The organism is Streptomyces sp. NPDC060002 (assembly GCF_042737245.1).
In the GTDB taxonomy this organism is placed as follows: Bacteria; Actinomycetota; Actinomycetes; order Streptomycetales; family Streptomycetaceae; genus Streptomyces.
Map to the genome: position 1 here is coordinate 279,016 of NZ_JBHWUW010000004.1, position 18,305 is coordinate 297,320.

20 protein-coding genes are annotated in these 18,305 nt (G+C 71.5%); 10 read left to right on the top strand and 10 right to left on the bottom strand.

Translation table 11 applies throughout. The features are described 5' to 3' along the window. The first annotated feature begins 26 nt into the window (after positions 1-26). Entirely contained in the window at positions 27-1,439 is a 1,413-nt protein-coding gene (locus ACFWBD_RS06555; RefSeq protein ID WP_385663516.1) for a trehalose-6-phosphate synthase, read from the top strand. Here the strand turns inward: ACFWBD_RS06555 and otsB are convergent. From otsB to ACFWBD_RS06570, 3 genes are read right to left on the bottom strand one after another with little or no spacing between them, the layout of a single operon-like run. After that, entirely contained in the window at positions 1,427-2,296 is an 870-nt protein-coding gene (gene otsB, locus ACFWBD_RS06560; RefSeq protein ID WP_385663519.1) for a trehalose-phosphatase, read from the bottom strand. The two genes, ACFWBD_RS06555 and otsB, sit on opposite strands and share 13 nt — an antisense overlap. A gap of 27 nt (positions 2,297-2,323) precedes the next feature. Continuing rightward, positions 2,324-2,572, bottom strand: coding sequence for a DUF3263 domain-containing protein (locus tag ACFWBD_RS06565; RefSeq protein ID WP_385663522.1), 249 nt, complete (start codon positions 2,570-2,572; stop codon positions 2,324-2,326). Positions 2,573-2,631: 59 nt separating this feature from the next. Continuing rightward, entirely contained in the window at positions 2,632-3,921 is a 1,290-nt protein-coding gene (locus tag ACFWBD_RS06570) for an ABC transporter substrate-binding protein (RefSeq protein ID WP_385663525.1), read from the bottom strand. 164 nt (positions 3,922-4,085) lie between these two features. Here ACFWBD_RS06570 and ACFWBD_RS06575 point away from each other — a divergent pair, with 164 nt between their 5' ends. The 3 genes from ACFWBD_RS06575 to ACFWBD_RS06585 all read left to right on the top strand — a co-directional run bounded on the left by ACFWBD_RS06575 (position 4,086) and on the right by ACFWBD_RS06585 (position 7,323). Next, the gene (locus ACFWBD_RS06575) at positions 4,086-5,027 is read left to right on the top strand and encodes an ROK family protein (RefSeq protein WP_385663528.1); all 942 of its coding nucleotides are present in this window, start codon (positions 4,086-4,088) and stop codon (positions 5,025-5,027) included. Beyond that, positions 5,027-6,259, top strand: coding sequence for an N-acetylglucosamine-6-phosphate deacetylase (nagA, locus tag ACFWBD_RS06580; RefSeq protein WP_385663531.1), 1,233 nt, complete (start codon positions 5,027-5,029; stop codon positions 6,257-6,259). The genes ACFWBD_RS06575 and nagA overlap by 1 nt, the downstream gene beginning before the upstream one ends. 134 nt (positions 6,260-6,393) lie before the next feature. Then, a complete protein-coding gene (locus ACFWBD_RS06585; RefSeq protein WP_385663533.1) occupies positions 6,394-7,323 on the top strand; it encodes a 1-phosphofructokinase family hexose kinase in 930 nt (309 codons plus the stop codon). A gap of 7 nt (positions 7,324-7,330) precedes the next feature. Here ACFWBD_RS06585 and ACFWBD_RS06590 read toward each other — a convergent pair whose 3' ends face one another. Next, positions 7,331-8,281 (bottom strand): carbohydrate-binding protein, encoded by a 951-nt coding sequence (locus ACFWBD_RS06590; RefSeq protein ID WP_385663536.1) that lies wholly within the window; start codon positions 8,279-8,281, stop codon positions 7,331-7,333. Positions 8,282-8,437: 156 nt separating this feature from the next. Further along, entirely contained in the window at positions 8,438-10,105 is a 1,668-nt protein-coding gene (gene cdgB, locus ACFWBD_RS06595) for a diguanylate cyclase CdgB (protein ID WP_385663539.1), read from the bottom strand. Positions 10,106-10,470: 365 nt separating this feature from the next. Here cdgB and ACFWBD_RS06600 point away from each other — a divergent pair, with 365 nt between their 5' ends. Continuing rightward, positions 10,471-11,061, top strand: coding sequence for a flavin reductase family protein (locus ACFWBD_RS06600; RefSeq protein WP_385663542.1), 591 nt, complete (start codon positions 10,471-10,473; stop codon positions 11,059-11,061). A 50-nt stretch (positions 11,062-11,111) separates the two neighbouring features. After that, positions 11,112-11,660, top strand: a complete 549-nt coding sequence (locus ACFWBD_RS06605) for a GNAT family N-acetyltransferase (RefSeq protein ID WP_385663546.1) — start codon at positions 11,112-11,114, stop codon at positions 11,658-11,660. Here ACFWBD_RS06605 and ACFWBD_RS06610 read toward each other — a convergent pair. Both ACFWBD_RS06610 and arfB read right to left on the bottom strand, forming a co-directional pair. Further along, on the bottom strand, positions 11,657-12,529 hold the full coding sequence (locus ACFWBD_RS06610) for a sigma-70 family RNA polymerase sigma factor (RefSeq protein WP_385663549.1): 873 nt from the start codon (positions 12,527-12,529) through the stop codon (positions 11,657-11,659). The genes ACFWBD_RS06605 and ACFWBD_RS06610 overlap by 4 nt on opposite strands. Before the next feature lie 132 nt (positions 12,530-12,661). Then, positions 12,662-13,099: an alternative ribosome rescue aminoacyl-tRNA hydrolase ArfB gene (gene arfB / locus ACFWBD_RS06615; RefSeq protein WP_385663627.1), complete on the bottom strand. Its 438-nt coding sequence runs from the start codon at positions 13,097-13,099 to the stop codon at positions 12,662-12,664. 205 nt (positions 13,100-13,304) lie between these two features. On the opposite strand from arfB, the gene ACFWBD_RS06620 reads away from it, so the two are divergent. Further along, positions 13,305-13,880, top strand: coding sequence for a TerD family protein (locus ACFWBD_RS06620; RefSeq protein WP_385663552.1), 576 nt, complete (start codon positions 13,305-13,307; stop codon positions 13,878-13,880). Between the two features lie 117 nt (positions 13,881-13,997). Here ACFWBD_RS06620 and ACFWBD_RS06625 read toward each other — a convergent pair whose 3' ends face one another. Both ACFWBD_RS06625 and ACFWBD_RS06630 read right to left on the bottom strand, forming a co-directional pair. Continuing rightward, positions 13,998-14,867, bottom strand: coding sequence for an RNA polymerase sigma-70 factor (locus ACFWBD_RS06625; RefSeq protein WP_385663555.1), 870 nt, complete (start codon positions 14,865-14,867; stop codon positions 13,998-14,000). Then, positions 14,864-15,442: a carboxymuconolactone decarboxylase family protein gene (locus ACFWBD_RS06630; RefSeq protein WP_385663558.1), complete on the bottom strand. Its 579-nt coding sequence runs from the start codon at positions 15,440-15,442 to the stop codon at positions 14,864-14,866. Before ACFWBD_RS06630 ends, ACFWBD_RS06625 begins: the two co-directional genes overlap by 4 nt. Here ACFWBD_RS06630 and ACFWBD_RS06635 point away from each other — a divergent pair. Together ACFWBD_RS06635 and ACFWBD_RS06640 are read left to right on the top strand one after the other, a co-directional pair. Further along, positions 15,441-15,620 carry a hypothetical protein gene (locus ACFWBD_RS06635; protein ID WP_385663561.1) on the top strand — a complete coding sequence of 60 codons (180 nt, stop codon included), beginning with the start codon at positions 15,441-15,443 and terminating at the stop codon, positions 15,618-15,620. The two genes, ACFWBD_RS06630 and ACFWBD_RS06635, sit on opposite strands and share 2 nt — an antisense overlap. Positions 15,621-15,670: 50 nt before the next feature. Then, positions 15,671-16,129: a GNAT family N-acetyltransferase gene (locus ACFWBD_RS06640; protein ID WP_385663564.1), complete on the top strand. Its 459-nt coding sequence runs from the start codon at positions 15,671-15,673 to the stop codon at positions 16,127-16,129. A 45-nt stretch (positions 16,130-16,174) separates the two neighbouring features. Here ACFWBD_RS06640 and ACFWBD_RS06645 read toward each other — a convergent pair whose 3' ends face one another. After that, positions 16,175-17,650: a M1 family metallopeptidase gene (locus ACFWBD_RS06645; RefSeq protein ID WP_385663567.1), complete on the bottom strand. Its 1,476-nt coding sequence runs from the start codon at positions 17,648-17,650 to the stop codon at positions 16,175-16,177. Between the two features lie 58 nt (positions 17,651-17,708). Between ACFWBD_RS06645 and ACFWBD_RS06650 the strand changes: the two genes are divergently transcribed. Further along, positions 17,709-18,209, top strand: coding sequence for a hypothetical protein (locus ACFWBD_RS06650; RefSeq protein ID WP_385663630.1), 501 nt, complete (start codon positions 17,709-17,711; stop codon positions 18,207-18,209). Positions 18,210-18,305 lie beyond the last annotated feature (96 nt).

The window sequence follows — 18,305 nt, forward strand, 5'->3', positions numbered from 1 at the left end:
TTTCCCGACCGGGCTAGGTTGGGCGTATGGCTTCCACGCACGACACTGCAGCCCGGGCCGCCGAGGTGCTGGTCGCGTCCAACCGCGGCCCGGTCTCCTACGAGGTGCGCGAGGACGGCTCGCTGCACGCGAAACGCGGCGGCGGCGGGCTGGTCTCCGGCCTGTCCGCCATCGGGCCCGACACGGGCGCCCTCTGGGTGTGCTCGGCGCTCTCCGACGGCGACCGGGAGGCCGTCCGGCGCGGCGTCGGCGAGGAGGGCGTGCGCATGCTGGCCATTCCGGCCGACGTGCACGCCGACGCGTACAACGGCATCGCCAACTCCGTGCTCTGGTTCGTCCACCACCTGCTCTACCAGACACCGCTGGAGCCCGCCTTCGACGCGGAGTTCCGCCGCCAGTGGGCGTCGTACGAGACCTACAACCGGGCGTTCGCGGAGGCGCTGGCCCAGGAGGCGGCGGACGGCGCGGCCGTCCTCGTCCAGGACTACCACCTGTGTCTGGTCCCCGGGATGCTCCGCGAGCTCCGCCCCGACCTGCGCATCGGCCACTTCTCGCACACGCCGTGGGCGCCGGTGGACTACTTCGCCCTGCTGCCGGGGGACATCCGCGAGCAGTTGCTGACCGGGATGCTCGGCGCGGACCGCCTGGGCTTCCTCACCCGGCGCTGGGCGGACGCGTTCACCGCGTGCTGTACGGAGTTCGCCGACGGCCCCGGCAAGACACAGATCGGCGTGCACGGCCTCGGAGCGGACGCCGACTTCCTGCGCGAGCGCGCGCACCGGCCCGACGTCGAGGAGCGCCTGACGGCGCTGCGGGCGGAGATCGGCGAGGGCCGCAAGGCGATCGTCCGCGTCGACCGCACCGAGCTGTCGAAGAACATCGTGCGCGGGCTCCTGGCCTACCGGCAGCTGCTCGACGACCACCCGGAGTGGCGCGAACGGGTCGTCCACGTGGCCTTCGCCTACCCGTCCCGCCAGGACCTCGCCGTCTACCGCGACTACACGGCCGAGGTGCAGCGCCTGGCCGAGGAGATCAACGAGCAGTACGGCACGCCCGGCTGGACCCCGGTCCTGCTGAACCTCAAGGACGACTTCGCCCGCTCCCTCGCCGCCTACCGACTGGCCGACGTGGCCCTGGTGAACCCGATCCGCGACGGCATGAACCTGGTCGCCAAGGAGGTCCCGGTCGTCTCCGACGAGGGCTGCGCGCTGGTCCTGTCCCGGGAGGCCGGGGCCTACTGGGAACTGCGCGAGGACGCGATCACGGTGAACCCGTACGACGTCCTGGAGACCGCCCGCGCCCTGCACGAGGGGCTGACCATGAAGCCGGAGGAGCGGGCCGGGCGCACGAAGCGGCTGTCCGCGGCGGCGACCGCGCTTCCCCCGGCCCAGTGGTTCCTGGACCAGCTGAACGCCCTGCGGGAGATTCAGCCGAGCTGAGCGGCCAGCTCCCGCAGCAGCCTTACGACGCCGGCGGGGCCGTCGACGACGAGGTCCGCGCGTTCGGCCAGTTCGCCGACCTCCGTGCTGCCGCTGCACACCAGCAGTCCGGGGAAGCCGTCCGAGCGGAGCTTCTCCACGGCGGCGAAGGCGGGCAGGTCGCCGAGGTCGTCTCCGGCGTAGAGGACGGACCGCGCGCCGGTCTCGCGGACGTGCTCCAGCAGGGCGACGCCCTTGTCCATGCCCGGCGGGCGCAGCTCCAGGACCATCCGGCCGGGTTCGACGATCAGGCCGTGCCGGGTGGCCAGGTCGGTGAGCGGGGCCCGCAGGGCTTCGAAGGCGGCCCGGGGGTCGTCGGCGCGGCGGGTGTGGACGGCGACGGCCCGGCCGCCCTTCTCCTCGACCGAGACACCCGGATGCCCGGCGTCGGCCAGGACCCGCGGTAGTTCGGCGCGGACGGCGGCCACTCCCGGGTGCGGCGCGGGGGCGCTGAGGGCGCCGGTGCGGGCGTCCCAGCGTTCGGCGCCGTAGTGGCCGAGGACGGAGAGGTGCTCCAGTCCTTCGGCCCCGGCGAACCCGCCGTGCCGTACGGCGACCTCGGCGGGCCGCCCCGTGATGACGGCGACGGCGGCGACCTTCGGCGCGAGGGCCGTGAGCGCGGGGACGGCGTCGGGATGCGCCCGGGCGTCCTCCGGGTTCTCGACGATCGGGGCGAGGGTGCCGTCGAAGTCGAGCGCGATGAGGGTGGTGGAGGGCCGGCCGACGATCGCGTCGAGCGCGGCGCGGCCCGCCGGGGTGACCGGAACGGGGAGCGAAAGGGGGCCGGGTTCCGTGGAGTGCGTCTCGTGGGTGCCCATACGGCGACGATAACCAACGCCCGCCCGCTACTGGCGCTCCCCCCGCCTCGCCTCCCGCACCCTGCGCAGTCTGTTCACCGTGACCGGGTCGTGGGCCAGGGCGCGCGGGTCGTCCAGGAGGGCGTTGAGGAGTTGGTAGTAGCGGACCGGGGACAGGTCCAGTTCCTCGCGTATCGCCCGTTCCTTCGCGCCGGGGCCCAAGAACCCGCGCCGCTCCAGGGCGAGGATGTCCCGCTCCCCCGCCCCCAGCTCGTCCGCTTCCGCTCGCCGCTCCATGTCCGCACGGTAACGCCCGGCACCGACAGCGGCTCGGCGGCCCGGCCCGGCGGCCCGGCTCAGCCGTCGGAGCCGGCGTCCAGCGTCGTGGCCGTGGTCTGGAGTTCGCCCAGTACGCCGGCCGGGTCGCCGTTCGCGGTCACGGCCTGGCCGATCCGCTTCTTGATCTCCGCGCTGACCTTCGCCCAGGAGGTCCGTCCGACGGGGTAGGTCTCGGAGAGCGCGAGCTGGTCGAGGAACGGCTTGAGGTCGGCGTCCTCCTTGGCCGCGCCCATGACCTGGGAGGCCGAGTTGGTGACCGGCAGCAGGTCGTACTCGCGGGAGAAGTCCAGCACGTTCTTCTCGCTGTAGACGTAGTCGAGGAAGTCGCCGACCTGCTCGGCGTGCCCGTTCTGCCTGAAGGCGGTCATCCAGTCGGCGACGCCCATGGAGACCTTGGTCGGGCCGACGACGCCGGGCAGCGGCACCATGCCGAACTTCACGCCCTTGCTCTCGGCCGCCTTCATCAGCGAGGGGTGCCCGTTGAGCATGCCCACGTCGCCGGCGGCGAACGCGGTGAACGCGGCGGCCCGGTTCAGCTTGTCCGGCGCGACCGGCCCGGTGAGGCCCTTGCCGACCAGGTCGTCCTTCAGCCAGTCGAACGTCTCCACGTTCTCGGTGGAGTCGATGCTGTAGGCGCTGACGGTCTGCGTGTAGCCGCCCCCGCCGCTGAGCAGCCACTGAAGGGTCTCGGCCTGTGCCTCCTCGGGCCCGAGGGGCAGCGCGTACGGGTACTTCACGCCCTCGTCCTTGAGCGCCTTCGCGTCCTCGGCGAGTTCGGCCCAGGTGGTCGGCGGGGTCAGGCCGGCCTTCGCGAAGAGGGTCTTGTTGTAGAACAGCAGCCGCGTGGAGGAGGCGAACGGCATTCCGTACTGCACCCCGCGCACCTCGCCCGCGTTGGCGAGCTGGGACACGAAGTCGGCCTCGACGGGGATGGAGAGCACATCGCTCACCTTGTAGAGCCGGTCGGCGGCCGCGTAGTCGGCGTAGGCGCCTATCTGGGCCATGTCGGGGGCCTTGCCCGCGTCGACCATCGCCTTGACCTTGGCGTCCACGTCGTTCCAGGAGTAGACGCTCACGTCGACGGTGACGCCGGGGTGGTCCTTCTCGTACGCCTCGACGAGCTTGTCCCAGTACTTCTTCGAGCTGTTGGCGCTGCTGTCTCCGTAGTCGGCGGCGACGAGTCTCAGCGTGACGTCGTCGGAGTCTCCGGACAGTCCGCAGCCGGTGAGGACCGCGGCCATGCCGAGGGCGGACACCCCCGCGACCGTTCCCGTGATCGTTCCTGACTTCCGTGCCCGCCGCTGCACCGTGATGCTCCCAACTGATTGATCATACCAATGGACTGTTATCCGGATAAGGTCTACACCACCCTTGTGGACTAGACCTCTTTCGGGCCTCCGGGGCGGCACGGTACCCCCAAGAGCCGTGAGTGGACTAGACCTCTCGCGGGTCCTCGGTCCACACTGTCTCCGTGAGACATGTCATCGCCCTGGACGTGGGCGGCACCGGGATGAAGGCCGCCCTGGTCGGCGCGGACGGCGCACTGCTGCACCGGGCCCGCCGGCCCACCGGCCGTGAGCGCGGACCCGACGCGGTCGTCGCCGGCATCCTCGACTTCGCCGCCGAGCTGCGCGGACACGGCGTCCTGCGGTTCGGCGAACCAGCGGCCGCGGCGGGCGTCGCCGTGCCCGGCATCGTCGACGAGGCGAACGGCGTCGCCGCCTACGCGGCCAACCTGGGCTGGCGGGACGTACCCCTGCGCGCGCTGCTCGCCGACCGCCTCGGCGCCCCCGTCGCCCTCGGGCACGACGTGCGCACCGGCGGCCTCGCCGAGGGCCGGATCGGCGCCGGCCGGGGCGCGGACCGGTTCCTGTTCGTGGCGCTGGGCACCGGCATCGCGGGCGCGATCGGCGTCGACGGCCGGGTCGAGGCGGGCGCCCACGGCTTCGCGGGCGAGATCGGCCACATCGTCGTACGGCCCGGCGGAATCCCGTGTCCGTGCGGACAGCACGGCTGTCTGGAGCGCTTCGCGTCGGCGGCGGCGGTCAGCGAGGCCTGGGCGGCGGCCTGCAAAGACCCGGAGGCGGACGCCGCGGACTGCGCGAAGGCCGTCATGTCCGGCGACCCGAACGCCGTCCGGATCTGGCAGACGGCCGTGGACGCGCTCGCCGACGGCCTGGTCACCGCCCTCACCCTGCTGGACCCCCGCACGCTCGTCATCGGTGGCGGCCTCGCGGAGGCGGGGGAAACCTTGTTCACACCACTACGGGACGCGGTCCGCCGACGGGTGACCTTCCAGAAACTGCCGGAGATCGTCCCGGCGGCCCTCGGCGACAGCGCGGGCTGCCTGGGCGCGGGCCTACTGGCCTGGGATCTCCTCAACACAACCGACGGTATGGAGGTAACACCCTGATGGCCACCCCTCCAGGGGCGCGGGGAACTGCGCGAGAAGCCACAACGCACCCGCAGCCCGCGACCGGCGCCCGGCGGCAGGTACTCGCAGGCGCCAGGGTGGTCCTGCCCACCGGCACGGTCCCCGACGGCCGCGTCACCATCGACGGTACGAAGATCGCCGCCGAAGCCCCGCACGGGCCGCACGGGACCTCGCGGGGAACCGCGACGGTGATCGACGTGACGGGCCACTGGCTGGTCCCCGGCTTCGTCGACCTGCACAACCACGGCGGCGGCGGAGCCTCCTTCTCCGGCACGGCCGAGGACGTCCAGAAGGCCATCCACACCCATCGGCTGCACGGCACCACCACCCTCGTCGCCTCGACCGTCACCGACGACATGGACTTCCTGGTCCGTCAGGCCGGCCTGCTGAGCGAGCTGGCCGAGCAGGGCGACCTGGCCGGCATCCACTTCGAGGGCCCCTTCATCTCGCCGTGCCGCAAGGGCGCGCACTCCGAGGAACTGCTGCGCGACCCCGACCCGGCGGAGGTGCGCAAGCTGATCGACGCGGCGCGCGGCCGGGCGAGCATGGTCACCCTCGCGACGGAACTCCCCGGCGGCCTGGACTCCGTACGGCTGCTCGCCGAGCACGGCGTGATCGCCGCCGTCGGGCACACGGACGCGACGTACGAGCAGACGGTTCAGGCCATCGAGGCCGGAGCCACCGTCGCCACGCACCTCTTCAACGCGATGCCCCCGCTCGGCCACCGCGCCCCCGGCCCGATCGCCGCGCTCCTGGAGGACGAGCGGGTGACGGTCGAGCTGATCAACGACGGCACGCACCTGCACCCGGCCGCCCTGGAGCTGGCGTTCCGTCACGCGGGTCCGGGCCGGGTGGCGTTCATCACCGACGCGATGGACGCGGCCGGCATCGGCGACGGCCGCTATCTGCTCGGCCCGCTGGAGGTCGAGGTCAGCGAGGGCGTGGCCCGGCTGGTGGAGGGCGGCTCGATCGCGGGCTCCACCCTCACCCAGGACCGCGCCTTCCAGCGGGCGGTGACGATCGACCGGCTGTCCGTCGAGGACGTGGTCGCCGCGCTGTCCGCCAATCCCGCCCGGCTGCTGGGCATCGACGACACGGTGGGCTCGCTGGAGCCGGGCAAGGACGCCGACCTGGTGCTGCTGGACGAGAACTTCGAGCTCAAGGGCGTGATGCGCAAGGGGGATTGGGTGGTGGATCCCCAACTGGCCTGAAACGTCCCCCCGCACAGGGACGGTGGCCGACCCGCGCACTGGGCCGGTCGCCGTCTGTTTGGCATGATCAGGCCTCCGGAGACCAGTTCCGGAACCGTTCATACAGGCATGCCATCAGGGGGAGGTCGGGCCAGGTGATCCTCACCGTCACCCTGAACACCGCTCTCGATCTCACCTATCGCGTGCCCGCGCTGCGGCCGCACGCCTCGCACCGGGTCACCGACGTGCGGGAACGGCCCGGCGGCAAGGGGCTGAACGTCGCCCGGGTGCTGGCGGCCCTCGGCCACGAGGTGACGGTGACCGGATTCGTGGGCGGCCCCACCGGCCGTGTCGTACAGGAACAACTCGCCGCCACGACCGGGATCGTGGACGCGCTCGTGCCGGTCGCCGGGTCCACCCGCCGCACGGTCGCCGTCGTCGACGCCCGCACCGGCGACACGACCCAGCTGAACGAACCCGGCCCGGTGATCGCGCCGGCCGAATGGTCCGCCTTCCAGGAGGCGTACGAGGAACTTCTCGCCTGCGCCGACGCGGTGGCCCTGTGCGGCAGCCTCCCGCCGGGGGTGCCGGTGGGCGCGTACGCGGTCCTGGTGCGGCGCGCACGGGCCGCGGGTGTCCCCGTACTGCTGGACACGAGCGGGGAGCCGCTGCGCAGGGGAGTCGCCGCCCGCCCGGACATCGTCAAGCCGAACGCCGTCGAACTGGCCGAACTCACCGGCTCGCACGAGCCGCTCGGCGCCGTCCAGGACGCCCGTCGGCGCGGGGCGCGGTCCGTGGTGGCCTCCCTGGGTCCCGGGGGCCTGCTCGCGGCGACCCCGGAAGGCCGCTGGCGGGCCGTCCCGCCCGCGCGGATCCACGGAAACCCGACCGGCGCAGGCGACTCCGCGTCCGCCGGACTGCTCTCCGGCCTGGTGGAACGCCTCCCCTGGCCGGACCGCCTGACCCGCGCGCTCGCCCTGTCCGCGGCAACCGTACCGACCCCGGTGGCGGGCGAGTTCGACCGTGCGGCCTACGAGGAGCTGCTCGGGCGGATCACGGTGACCGGAGAGGCCGCCGCGGCCTGAACCCGGGTCAGTTCTTGACCTGACCGGCCTTCAGGTACAGCTGGTCGAGCAGGACGTTGCACTTGTCGCCGTCCTGGCAGGAGACCGAGATCGTGTTGGTGCCCTTGGTCAGCGTGGGCCAGGAGTAGGTCTTCGTCCAGCCCTTGGCGAAGTCGCCGTCCTTGGCACGGGCGAAGTTGCCCAGGTTGAACTTGGTGCCGAAGGTCTTGCCGTTGACCGTGAGCGTCATCTCCTGGTCTTCACCCGGCACGCTGTAGTGCGCGAAGACGGTGTACGTGCCGTCCGACGGGATGCCGTTGACCGTCCAGGTGACGGAGTTGCCGACCTGGTTGAGGTTGCCGACGTAGACGCCACCGGCCGCCTGCGCGCCCTGCACGTCCGAGGCCAGCGCGGCGCTGCCGCCGAGGTTCAGTGCCTTCGCGTCGGCCTTCGGCAGCTCGGCCTCGTTCGCGTCGTCGGCGGCCGACTCGCTGGGCGAGGCGCTCTCGGAGGCGGGGGCCGAGGCGGAGACCTGGTCGCTCGCCTTGTTGTCGTCGTCGCCGGAGTCGCCGTTCACCATGGCCACCGTGATGCCGATCACGACCGCGGCGACCACCGCGACCGCGCCGATCAGCAGGCCCTTGGTGTTGGGGCCGCGGCCTCGGCCGCCGCCGTTCTGCGCGGGCTGGCGGCCGGTGGAGGGGCCGCCGCCGCCGAAGTTCTCGGGCGCGGCGTAGTGCGCGTTCGGCTGGCCGTACCCGCCCTGCTGCTGAGGCACCGTCGGCGGCTGCCCGTACTGCGCGGTCTGCTGCTGTCCGTTACGGCGCTCGCCGACCGCGCGCACTCTGCTGACCGAGTTGGGGTAGCCGTAGCCACCGCCGGAGGGCGGCTGCGCGCCGTTGGCCTGGCCGTCGGCGTAGAGGTAGCCGAACGGGTCGTCGTCCTCGGGCGTACTCGCGCCGTTGTTGCCGGACGTCATCCCTTGGTACTCCTCAGCAAGTGCGGGTCGGATGCGATGGTGCGGTCAGACTGGCGAGCCTACCCTCCCCCATCCTCGACTTCACTCGGACGGGGGGACCCCCATCGGATGGCCCAAACAGGTGACTCTGATCGCATCAGCTCGCTGACCTGGTGATCATCCCGCACGTCGGTGCTGTTTGGGACGAGATCGTTTCTCGACGTACATGCGTTCGTCGGCGGACTTCAGCACTTCGTCCGCGGTCATCCCGCAATGTGCCCAGCCGATACCGAAGCTCGCGCCCACCCGCACGGCCCGGCCCTCGGCGCGGATCGGCTGGATGATCTCGTTGCGCAGCCGTACGGCCAGGTCGGCCGCGTCGGCACGGCCGAGGCCGTCGGCGAGGATCACGAACTCGTCGCCGCCGAGCCGGGCGACCGTGTCGCCGTCGCGAACCTGGCGGGAGAGCCGGCGGGCGACCTCGATGAGGACCGAGTCGCCGGCGTTGTGGCCGAACCGGTCGTTGATCGACTTGAAGCCGTCGAGGTCGCAGAAGAGGACCGCGAGCCCCTTGGTGCCGTCGTCGCGGCCCTCCTCGGGAGCCGCGGTGTGCACATGGTGGTCGTAGCCGTCGAAGGACTCGGCGCCGCCGGGCCGGTAGTCGAAGCCGTGCCCGTTGGCGTCGAAGGCCGCGTGGCCGTAGGCCGTGTCCATGGTGTCGACGGCGGCGGGGTGGGTGGACTGGGGGCGCTGACAGAGCCGGGCGGAGAGGCGCGAGCGCAGTTCGGCGGAGTTCGGCAGTCCGGTGAGGGAGTCGTGCGAGGCGCGGTGGGCGAGCTGGAGGTCGCGGCGCTTGCGGTCCTCTATGTCCTCGACGTGGGTGAGGAGGAAGCGGGGCCCGTCTGCCGCGTCGGCGACGACGGAGTTGCGGAGGCTGACCCAGACGTAGGTGCCGTCCCGGCGGCCGAGGCGGAGTTCGGCGCGGCCGCCCTCGGCGGAGGTGCGGAGCAGGGTGCCTATGTCCTCGGGGTGGACGAGGTCGGAGAAGGAGTAGCGGCGCATCGCGGAGGCGGGGCGGCCCAGCAGGCGGCACAGGGCGTCGTTGGTCCGGAGTATCCGCCCGTGCTGGTCGCCGCCCATCTCGGCTATCGCCATGCCGGAGGGGGCGTACTCGAAGGCCTGCCGGAAGCTTTCCTCACTGGCGCGCAGGGCCTGCTGCTCGCGTTCGAGCCGGACCAGTGCCCGCTGCATATTCGCGCGTAGACGCGCGTTGCTCACGGCGATGGCGGCCTGGAAGGCGTACATCTGGAGGGCTTCGCGCCCCCACGCGCCGGGCCGTCGGCCGTTGCGCGGCCGGTCCACGGACAGCACGCCTATCAGCTCACCGCAGGCGTCCCCGCTGCCGGGCGCGGCGGGCATGTACATGGGGGCGAAGAGGCGGTCCGAGGGGTGCCACTCGTCCTCGAAGCGGGGTGCGGGCCCGTCGGTGTACCACTGGGGCACGTCGTCGTCGTCGAGGACCCAGCCCTCGGTGTGCGGTATGAAGATCAGCTCGCCCCAGGTCTCGCCCATGGCGAGGCGCCGGTCCCAGGAATCGCGCGAGCCGACCCGGCCGGTGATGAGGGCCTCTGCGGCCGAATTGCCGGCGAAGGCGGCGACCACGAGATCGCCGTCCGGGCGCACGAGGTTGACGCACGCCAGCTCGTACCCGAGTGCCGTGACCACGCCGTCGGCGACGGTCTGCAAGGTGTCGGCCAGGCTGCGGGCCGTGTTCATGTCGGCCATGACCTGGTGCAGCTGTCGCAGGGACGCAAGGCGGACGTAGGGCTCCGACTCGGTCTCCATGTGTTTCGCCCTCCCCCCGAGACTTCGCAGCGAATCAAGGGTTGTCTTCGGCGTAACGTCGTTTCTGGTGCTGTGCTGTCGGTGTGTGTCTCCTTGTGACGCCTCCGCCACTGAATCACAGCGCGCTGCCCACTCGGTACACAGGGTCAACAATTAATGCTTCTTGTGACTCAAGTCACAGATGAAGATGAACATTTGAGTGGAGTTTCCGCGTTTTCCTGTGTGTTTCCTGAACACGGACAGACACGAACAGGCCCGGACGGGCACCGGATCGGGAGCCGGAGGGAATCGGTCCACGGTCCTACGACCGTACTCGGGCGGAGGTCCGATGCGGCGAGCACCGGGTGGACACTAGCGTTTCGGACATGCCCCCAGACGTACTCGAGCCGGCTGCGCTCAAGACCGTGTCCGACACCCTCTCCAGGCATGCTGAGGGAGTGAGCAACGACGAGTTCCGCGCCGCCATGTCCCGGCTCGCCGACGGCGTGGTCCTGGTGACCGCCCGGGAACCGTCCCTCGACCCGGACGACCCCGGGGCGCCTGACAGCGAGGACGTCGGCATGACCGCGACCGCGTTCATGTCGGTCTCCCTGGACCCGCCGCTGGTTCTCGTCAGTCTGCGCACGGGCTCCCGGATGGACGACCTGCTCGACGAGCAGCCCCTGTGGGCGGTGTCGGTGCTGTCCGAGAGCCAGCGGCACATCGCCGGCCGCTTCGCCATGAAGGGCCGCATCAGCGACCGGCTGCTCTTCGAGGACCTCCCGTGCACCCGCGGCGAGGTCGCCGGCGCGCTCCTGCTGGGCGGCGCCCTGGCGACCCTGGAGTGCCGCACCGAGCAGCGGGTCACGGCCGGCGACCACACACTGGTGATCGGCCGCGTCCTCACCGCGTCGGCGCCGAGCACGGACGGCGGTCCGCTGATGCATTTCCGGGGCCGTTACCGGCAGTTGGGGTGACACCGCAAATGCCGTGGCCGCCCGACGAGCGGTCCGCCCAGGGTGCCCGCATGACGACTCCAGGGCCCCGACTCGAGAAGATCACTCCCTCGAATTTCGAAGCCGCGACCGGCATTCGGATCCGCCCAGAGCAGGAGTTCGCGGTCTCGCCGGTGATGCAGTCGCTCGCGGAGGCCTATGTCCGTCCCGCGGGGGTCGCCTGGCCGCGCCTGGTCATGGACGGCGACCGGCCCGTCGGCTTCCTGATGGCCTTTGTCGACATCGACTGGAACGGACGCGGCGACGGCGGCCCGGTCCGCTCCGGACTGTGGCGGCTGAACATCGCCGCCGGCGAACAGGGCCGCGGATACGGCCGGTTCGCCGTGGAGTCCGTCGCCGCGGAACTGCGCCGCCGGGGCACCGAGGAGATGTACGTGACCTGGCACGAGGGCGAGAACGGTCCCGCGGACTTCTATCTCAAGCTGGGCTTCCAAAAGAACGGGGAGACCAGCGAGGGGGAGACGGTCGGCGTCCTCGCACTGGACCGACCGCCGCCTCCGGCGCCGGAGCCCGCTCCTCAGGCCCCGGTGCCCTCCTACCCGCCCGCCTTCCACAACTAGAGCAGGGTCACGTCCAGTTCGGAGATCCGGCCGAGGTCGGCCACGACGTCGATCACGGCGATCCGGCCACCGCGTACGAACGTGAAGCTGATCGTCCGCTCCACCCGGTCGTCGAACAGCACCGCCAGTCCGGTCGCGCCGTCGATGAGGGCGGGCCGGGCCACGGCCCCGACGAAGGCGAAGCTGGACGCGCCCGACGCGACCGCCGCCGCGCCCGTGACCACGCCGGCCTCGGAGCGGGCCACGACGTCCGGGTCCAGCACGGCGAGCAGCCCGTCGAAGTCCCCGTCCCGGGCGGCGGCCAGGAAGGCGTCGACGACCTTGCGCTGCCGGGCGGGATCGACGTCCGGCTCCTGGGCGCCCCGCACCCGGCGCCGGGCCCGGCTGGCGAGCTGCCGGGCGGCTTCCGGGGTCCGGTCGACGATGCTCGCGACCTCCTCGTAGGGCACGCCGAACAGGTCGTGCAGCACGAACGCCAGCCGTTCGCCGGGGGTGAGGGTGTCCAGGACGACGAGGAGCGCGACGCCCACGGAGTCGGCGAGCAGCGCGTCCTGCGCCGGATCGGCCACCTCGGACGACGAGGCCGACGAGGTCGGCGTCCAGTGCTCCAGCGGCTCCTCGGCACGGGAGCGGCGCGAGCGCAGCATGTCCAGGCAGACCCGGCCGACGACGGTCGTCAGCCAGCCCGCCAGGTTGTCGATCTCCCTGCCTGCGCTCCCGCCACCGCTCCGGCTGAGCCGTACCCACGCCTCCTGCACGGCGTCGTCGGCCTCGGCGGCGGACCCGAGCATGCGGTGCGCGACGGCACGCAGGCGGCTGCGGTGCGCCTCGAAGCGCTCGGCGAGGAAGTCGTCGTCGCCTGTTGCCATCGTTCGTCACATCCCTGCTCGCGATTGACTGTCATGTAGCTGACGGACGGCGCACCCGAGATGTGACACGCGCACGCAAAGTGCCGGAAAATTCGATCAGTACCAGTACCAGTCAGGAGCCGTCCCGCCCGGTCAGCCCCAGTCCCGTCCGTCCCGGCCCCGCTTCGTCTGCGAACGCTGCTTCTTCTCCCGCAGCCGGCGCTCGTTGATCCCGCGCGGGATCCGGGTCGGCCGGCGCGGCTTGGGCGGCGGGGCGGTGGCCTCGGCGAGCAGGGCGGCGAGGCGTACGGCGGCGGTCTCGCGGTTGCGCCACTGGGAGCGGTGCTCGGAGGCGCGGACCGTGACGACGCCGTCGACCAGCCGGCCGGCCAGCCGCTCGAGCGCCCGCGCCTTCCACACCTCGGGCAGCACCTCGGTGCGCGCGACGTCGAAGCGGAGCTCCACCTGCGAGTCGCTGGTGTTGACGTGCTGCCCGCCCGGCCCCGAAGACCGCGAGAAACGCCACATGAGCTCGGCCTCGGGAAGCGAGACGGAGCCGCGGACGACATAGGGACCAGACATGCCGACCATGTTCCCGCTCACGGCGCCCCCACGTCACGCGAATATCCCCGGTCCGCGGAACCCGTCGAGGGACGTCTTGGCAAAGAAAGTAAAGATACGCGGAGTGGCGGGGAACCTTGAGCACCCTTCGCTGCGTTCATAGGGATAGCTGTAGCTTCGTGCCCGTACGAAGCCCCGTACGAAGCCGTACGCAACGAGGGAAGGACTCCCAACCATGGCTGTAAGCCTGTCCAAGGGTGGCAACGTCTCGCTCACCAAGGAGGCTCCGGGCCTGACCGCCGTCACCGTGGGCCTCGGCTGGGACGTCCGCACCACCACCGGCACGGACTTCGACCTCGACGCCTCGGCGATCGCGGTCAACCCCCAGGGCAAGGTCTACTCCGACGGTCACTTCGTCTTCTTCAACAACAAGCAGACGCCGGACCAGACCATCGTCCACACCGGCGACAACCGCACCGGCGAGGGCCAGGGCGACGACGAGGCGATCAACGTCAACCTGGCCGGTCTCCCGGCTGACATCGACAAGATCGTCTTCCCGGTCTCGATCTACGACGCGGAGAACCGCTCGCAGAACTTCGGCCAGGTCCGCAACGCCTACATCCGCATCGTCAACCAGGCCGGTGGCGCCGAGATCGCCCGCTACGACCTCTCGGAGGACGCGGCCACCGAGACGGCCATGGTCTTCGGCGAGCTCTACCGCAACGGCGCGGAGTGGAAGTTCCGCGCGGTCGGCCAGGGCTACGCGTCGGGCCTCGTGGGCATCGCCCAGGACTTCGGCGTCAGCGTCTGAGTCCCGCGCCCCCCGCGCACGCCTCATCGGAGCCCTCGGCCACCCGGCCGGGGGCTCCGCGGCTTCCCCGGTAAATTCGGTCTACCCGGTAAATTCGGTCTACCTGGTGAGTTCGGTCTACCTGGTGAGTTCGGCCGGTTCGTCCAGCCGGGTCAGCTTCCGCGGGTTCCTCATCAGATAGACCCTGGTGACCCGCCCGTTCTCCACCACGACGCTCACCGCGGTCGGCTCGCCGTCGATCTCGAAGCGGCCGGCGGGCGCGCCGTTGAGCCACACGGTCGTCGTCTCGAACGCGGCCGTCGCCGGCCGGTCGGCACGCGCGAGCACCCTCGCCACCAGGTCGGCCCCGTGGACCGGAGCCACCGCGGCGGCCGCGAGCCCGCCGCCGTCGGCGATCAGCACCACGTCCGGCGCCATCACCTCCATCAGCTCGTCCAGCTGCCCGGTGCGCAAGGAGGCCAGGAACCGCTCCACCACGGCCCTCTGCTCCGTCCGGCTCACCTGCACCCGCGGCCGCCGGGCCGCCACATGCTCCCGGGCCCGCCGCGCGATCTGCCGCACCGCGGCCGCGGACTTGCCCGTCGCCTCGGCGATCTCGCCGTACGCCAGGTCGAAGACCTCGCGGAGCACGAACACCGCCCGCTCCGTCGGCCCGAGCGTCTCCAGCACGGTCAGCATCGCGATCGAGACGCTCTCCGCGAGCTCGACGTCCTCGGCGACATCGGGACTGGTCAGCAGCGGCTCCGGCAGCCACTCGCCCACGTACTCCTCGCGGCTGCGCGACAACGCGCGCCGCCGGTTGAGGGCCTGCCGCGTGACGATCCGCACGAGGTACGCCCGCGGATCGCGCACCTGTGACCGGTCGACGTCGGCCCACCGCAGCCAGGACTCCTGAAGCACGTCCTCGGCGTCTGCGGCCGACCCGAGCAGCTCGTAGGCGACCGTGAACAGCAGGCTGCGATGGGTGACGAAAGGGGACTCGGTCATGCCGTCGACGCAGCCCGGGACTTCGCGGGACGCGCGGCCAACGGCAGCTCGCACACGTCGGAGTAGCCCTGTGAGGTGATCCCGTGCGCCGTGTTGCTCCTGGTCGACAGGTTGGCGAAGCCGATGAACAGGGTGAGTTCGACCAGCGCCGCCGGGCCGAGCCGCTCGAGCAGCCGCGCCGACAGCTCGTCGGTGACGGTCGTCGGCGTGTTCGTCATGGCTTCGGCGTACTGCAGCACGTCCCGCTCCAGCGGGGTGAACACGTCCGCCTCCCGCCAGCGCGGCACCTGGCTCGCCTTCGTCAGGTCCAGGTTCTGGTTCAGCGCCGCGAAGTAGTTGATGTCGAGGCACCAGCTACAGCCGACCTGCGCGGCGACGGCCATGTGCGCGAACGTCTTGAGGCTCTCGTCGGCCGCGTTCCACGCACCCACCTTCGCCGAGAACTCCTGGCTGGACAGGGCCACCTCGGGGTTGTTGAACACCACCTCGAGCGGCTCGGGCACGGCGCCGAGCTGCTTGATCAGGTTCTCCCTCAACTCGGCGGGGAGCTCGGCCTTCGGTATACGCGGTGTCATGCGGTTCTCCTTGTCCGGCGGCCTGTTCGGCCTGTCGGTGCGTCGGTCTGTCGGTGCTTCGGCCTGTTCGGTGCGTCGGCCTGTTCGGTGCTTCGGCCTGTTCGGTGCTTCGGCCTTTCGTGCGTTCGGCCTGTTCGGCCTGTTCGGCATGAAGACACCGCCGGGGCCGCGAATGTGACATCCGGCGGGACCACATGGGTCCGGGGTCGCCCGAATAGCGTGCTCCCCATGCTTCTCAGCCCGCTCCCCCTCACCGCCGACCACGACATCCCCGCGCCCCTGCTCACCGAACTCACCGCGCTCTACGCCTCCCAGCACGCGTTCCACGCCCTCAGCGGTGACTTCCCGGACCCGGACGACATCCGGCCGGAGCAGGTGGCGGCGGCGCTCGCGCAGGAGCTGGCGCACGAGGGTGTGGAGGTGCTCCTCGCGCGCAGTCAGGGGCGGCTGACCGGGGTCGTGGTCACGCTCGACCGGCATCCCGACCCGGCCGATCCCGATCCGTGGGTCGGACTGCTGATGGTGGACGCGGCCGTGCAGGGGCAAGGCCACGGCAGACGGATCGTCCAGCAGGTCGAGGACCGCTTCCGGGCGGCGGGCCGCGACGCCCTGCGGCTCGCCGCACTCGACGCCAACCCCAAGGGGCTCGCCTTCTGGACCGCCCTCGGCTGTCCGGGACCCGCGTGACGGCTCACGGGCGTGCGGACGGCTCACGGGCGTGCGCGTGACGGCTCACGGACGTTCCGGCTTGCCCTCCCCATACAGCCAGTCCGCCCAGATCTCGTCGAAGTCCTCGTCCGGCGCCTGTTCCTCCACGTACGCCGTGAAGTCGGCGGTGCCGACGCTGCCGTGGCGGTGGGCGGCGGCCCAGCCCTGCACGAGGTCGTAGAAGGCGTTGACGCCGACGGTCTGGCGGATACGGTGGATCACCATCGCGCCGCGCTGGTAGACGGGGGTGTCGGAGATGTGTGCCGCGCTCGTCGGCTTCGCGGGCGGGAACGCCCACAGGTCCTCGTACTCGTCCTCGCCGTGGTCGTACAGCTCCGTGAACGTCTCCTCCGCCGTGGCGCCCCCCTCGTCCTCCGTCCACAGCCACTCGGCGTAGGTCGCCAGGCTCTCGTTGAGCCACATGTCCTGCCAGCTCTTCGGCGTCACGGAGTCGCCGAACCACTGGTGGGCGGTCTCGTGGACGAGGGTCGCGGTGTCGGGGGCGCCGGGGTAGACGGGACGGTTCTGGGTCTCCAGGGCGTACTCGACGTCCTCGGGGCGGTCGACGATCGCGCCGGTGGAGGAGAACGGGTAGGGGCCGAAGTTGTACTCCGCCCATCCCATGACCTCGGGGAGCCGGGTGAGCACCTTGCGGCTCGCGGTCACCTGGGACGGGTCCACGGCGATGTACACCGGCAGCCCGCCCTTCGCCGCGGAGCCGGACCCGGTGCCGGTGCCGGTGCCGGTGGAGCGCGGGACGGTGGAGCGGGTGACGGTGTAGCGGCCGATCGCGACGGTCGCCACATAGCTCGCCATCGGCTCGGCGGTGTGCCAGGTGAAGGTCGTACGGCCGTCGTCCGCCGTCGTCGCGCTGCGCAGCTCACCGTTGGAGACGGCCGTCAGGCCCTTCGGGACGGTGACGGCGATGTCGTACGACGCCTTGTCGGAGGGGTGGTGGTTGCCGGGGAACCAGGCCATGGAACCGGTCGGCTCACCGAGGGCGAGCGCTCCGTCCGCGGTGCGCAGCCAGCCCTCCTTCGAACCGTCCGGGTCGGTGATCGTCCGCGGGCTGCCGGAGTAGCGGACCCGGACCTCGAAGGTCTCCCCTTCGGACAGGGCGCCGGGCGGCCGGACGACGAGTTCCTGGCCGTCCCGGCGGAACCCGGCCGTGTCGCCCCCGACGGTCACCTCCTCGACCTTCATGCCCGCCAGATCCAGGTCGAAGGCGGCGAGGTCCTCGGTCGCGCGGGCGGTGACGACGGCGGTGCCGGTGAGCCGGTTGCCGTCGGGGGTGTAGGAGAGGGCGAGGCCGTAGTGGGAGACGTCGTAGCCGCCGTTGCCCGCCTTCGGGAAGTACGGGTCACCGACGCCCGGGGCGCCCGAGGCGTCCCGGGCCTGGGCGCCCGAGGTGTCCGGCGCCCCCTCGTCGTCACACGCGGTCAGGGCGAGCACGAGCGCCGCGGCGGCCACCGCCGGGACAAGGCGTACGGATCGGGACATGTCAGTGATCCTATGGGGCCGGCCGGCCCCCGCGCGGGGTCGTGACACCATCGCCTACGTGCTCGACATCGGCTACGCCCTCTCCAACCGCTTCCCGGACCCGCCGCAGAAGGACTACCGGCGCGCGGACGTCCACAGCCTCCGCCACGACCTGTTCTGCGGCGACGTCTACCTCGCCGACACCAAGGCGGACCGTGAGGTGTCCACAGCCTGGGGATGGGTGCCGGTACTGGACTTCGCGTGGGCGCTGTGCGACATCGTGGAGCTGATCGACCAGGACCCGGCGGGCTCCCGCGCCTCCCGCCCGCAGTACGCGGAACTGGACTTCACCGAGTCCACCGACCGCATGCTGTTCGAGCGCCGCTTCGGCTGGGTGGACATCGAGGCCGACTGGATGCGGGCGGATGAGCCCCCGCTCACCTTCTCCCACGCCGAACTCCGCCGCGAGGCCCGCGACTTCCTTCACGACCTCCTCGCCGACCTGACCGACCTGCACGAGGACCTGGCCGAGAACCCGGCGATCTGGACCCTGCAGTCCCGCTTCCCACGAGTGAGGTAGCCCCCGTTATGTTTTCCGCGGTCCTGCAACGGGACCGCTGGCCTCCGGGCCCGGCATGACTGTGTCCCCCTGTCGAACGGATGACCTGGGGGGTGG

What these genes read in the sequence shown, in the direction of transcription:
- ACFWBD_RS06555 (WP_385663516.1), top strand. Translation starts at nt 27, where the DNA reads ATGGCTTCCACGCACGACACTGCAGCCCGGGCCGCCGAGGTGCTGGTC.
- otsB (WP_385663519.1), bottom strand. Translation starts at nt 2,296, where the DNA reads ATGGGCACCCACGAGACGCACTCCACGGAACCCGGCCCCCTTTCGCTC.
- ACFWBD_RS06565 (WP_385663522.1), bottom strand. Translation starts at nt 2,572, where the DNA reads ATGGAGCGGCGAGCGGAAGCGGACGAGCTGGGGGCGGGGGAGCGGGAC.
- nagA (WP_385663531.1), top strand. Translation starts at nt 5,027, where the DNA reads ATGGCCACCCCTCCAGGGGCGCGGGGAACTGCGCGAGAAGCCACAACG.
- ACFWBD_RS06590 (WP_385663536.1), bottom strand. Translation starts at nt 8,281, where the DNA reads ATGACGTCCGGCAACAACGGCGCGAGTACGCCCGAGGACGACGACCCG.
- cdgB (WP_385663539.1), bottom strand. Translation starts at nt 10,105, where the DNA reads ATGGAGACCGAGTCGGAGCCCTACGTCCGCCTTGCGTCCCTGCGACAG.
- ACFWBD_RS06600 (WP_385663542.1), top strand. Translation starts at nt 10,471, where the DNA reads ATGCCCCCAGACGTACTCGAGCCGGCTGCGCTCAAGACCGTGTCCGAC.
- ACFWBD_RS06605 (WP_385663546.1), top strand. Translation starts at nt 11,112, where the DNA reads ATGACGACTCCAGGGCCCCGACTCGAGAAGATCACTCCCTCGAATTTC.
- ACFWBD_RS06610 (WP_385663549.1), bottom strand. Translation starts at nt 12,529, where the DNA reads ATGGCAACAGGCGACGACGACTTCCTCGCCGAGCGCTTCGAGGCGCAC.
- arfB (WP_385663627.1), bottom strand. Translation starts at nt 13,099, where the DNA reads ATGGTCGGCATGTCTGGTCCCTATGTCGTCCGCGGCTCCGTCTCGCTT.
- ACFWBD_RS06620 (WP_385663552.1), top strand. Translation starts at nt 13,305, where the DNA reads ATGGCTGTAAGCCTGTCCAAGGGTGGCAACGTCTCGCTCACCAAGGAG.
- ACFWBD_RS06625 (WP_385663555.1), bottom strand. Translation starts at nt 14,867, where the DNA reads ATGACCGAGTCCCCTTTCGTCACCCATCGCAGCCTGCTGTTCACGGTC.
- ACFWBD_RS06635 (WP_385663561.1), top strand. Translation starts at nt 15,441, where the DNA reads ATGCGGTTCTCCTTGTCCGGCGGCCTGTTCGGCCTGTCGGTGCGTCGG.
- ACFWBD_RS06630 (WP_385663558.1), bottom strand. Translation starts at nt 15,442, where the DNA reads ATGACACCGCGTATACCGAAGGCCGAGCTCCCCGCCGAGTTGAGGGAG.
- ACFWBD_RS06640 (WP_385663564.1), top strand. Translation starts at nt 15,671, where the DNA reads ATGCTTCTCAGCCCGCTCCCCCTCACCGCCGACCACGACATCCCCGCG.
- ACFWBD_RS06645 (WP_385663567.1), bottom strand. Translation starts at nt 17,650, where the DNA reads ATGTCCCGATCCGTACGCCTTGTCCCGGCGGTGGCCGCCGCGGCGCTC.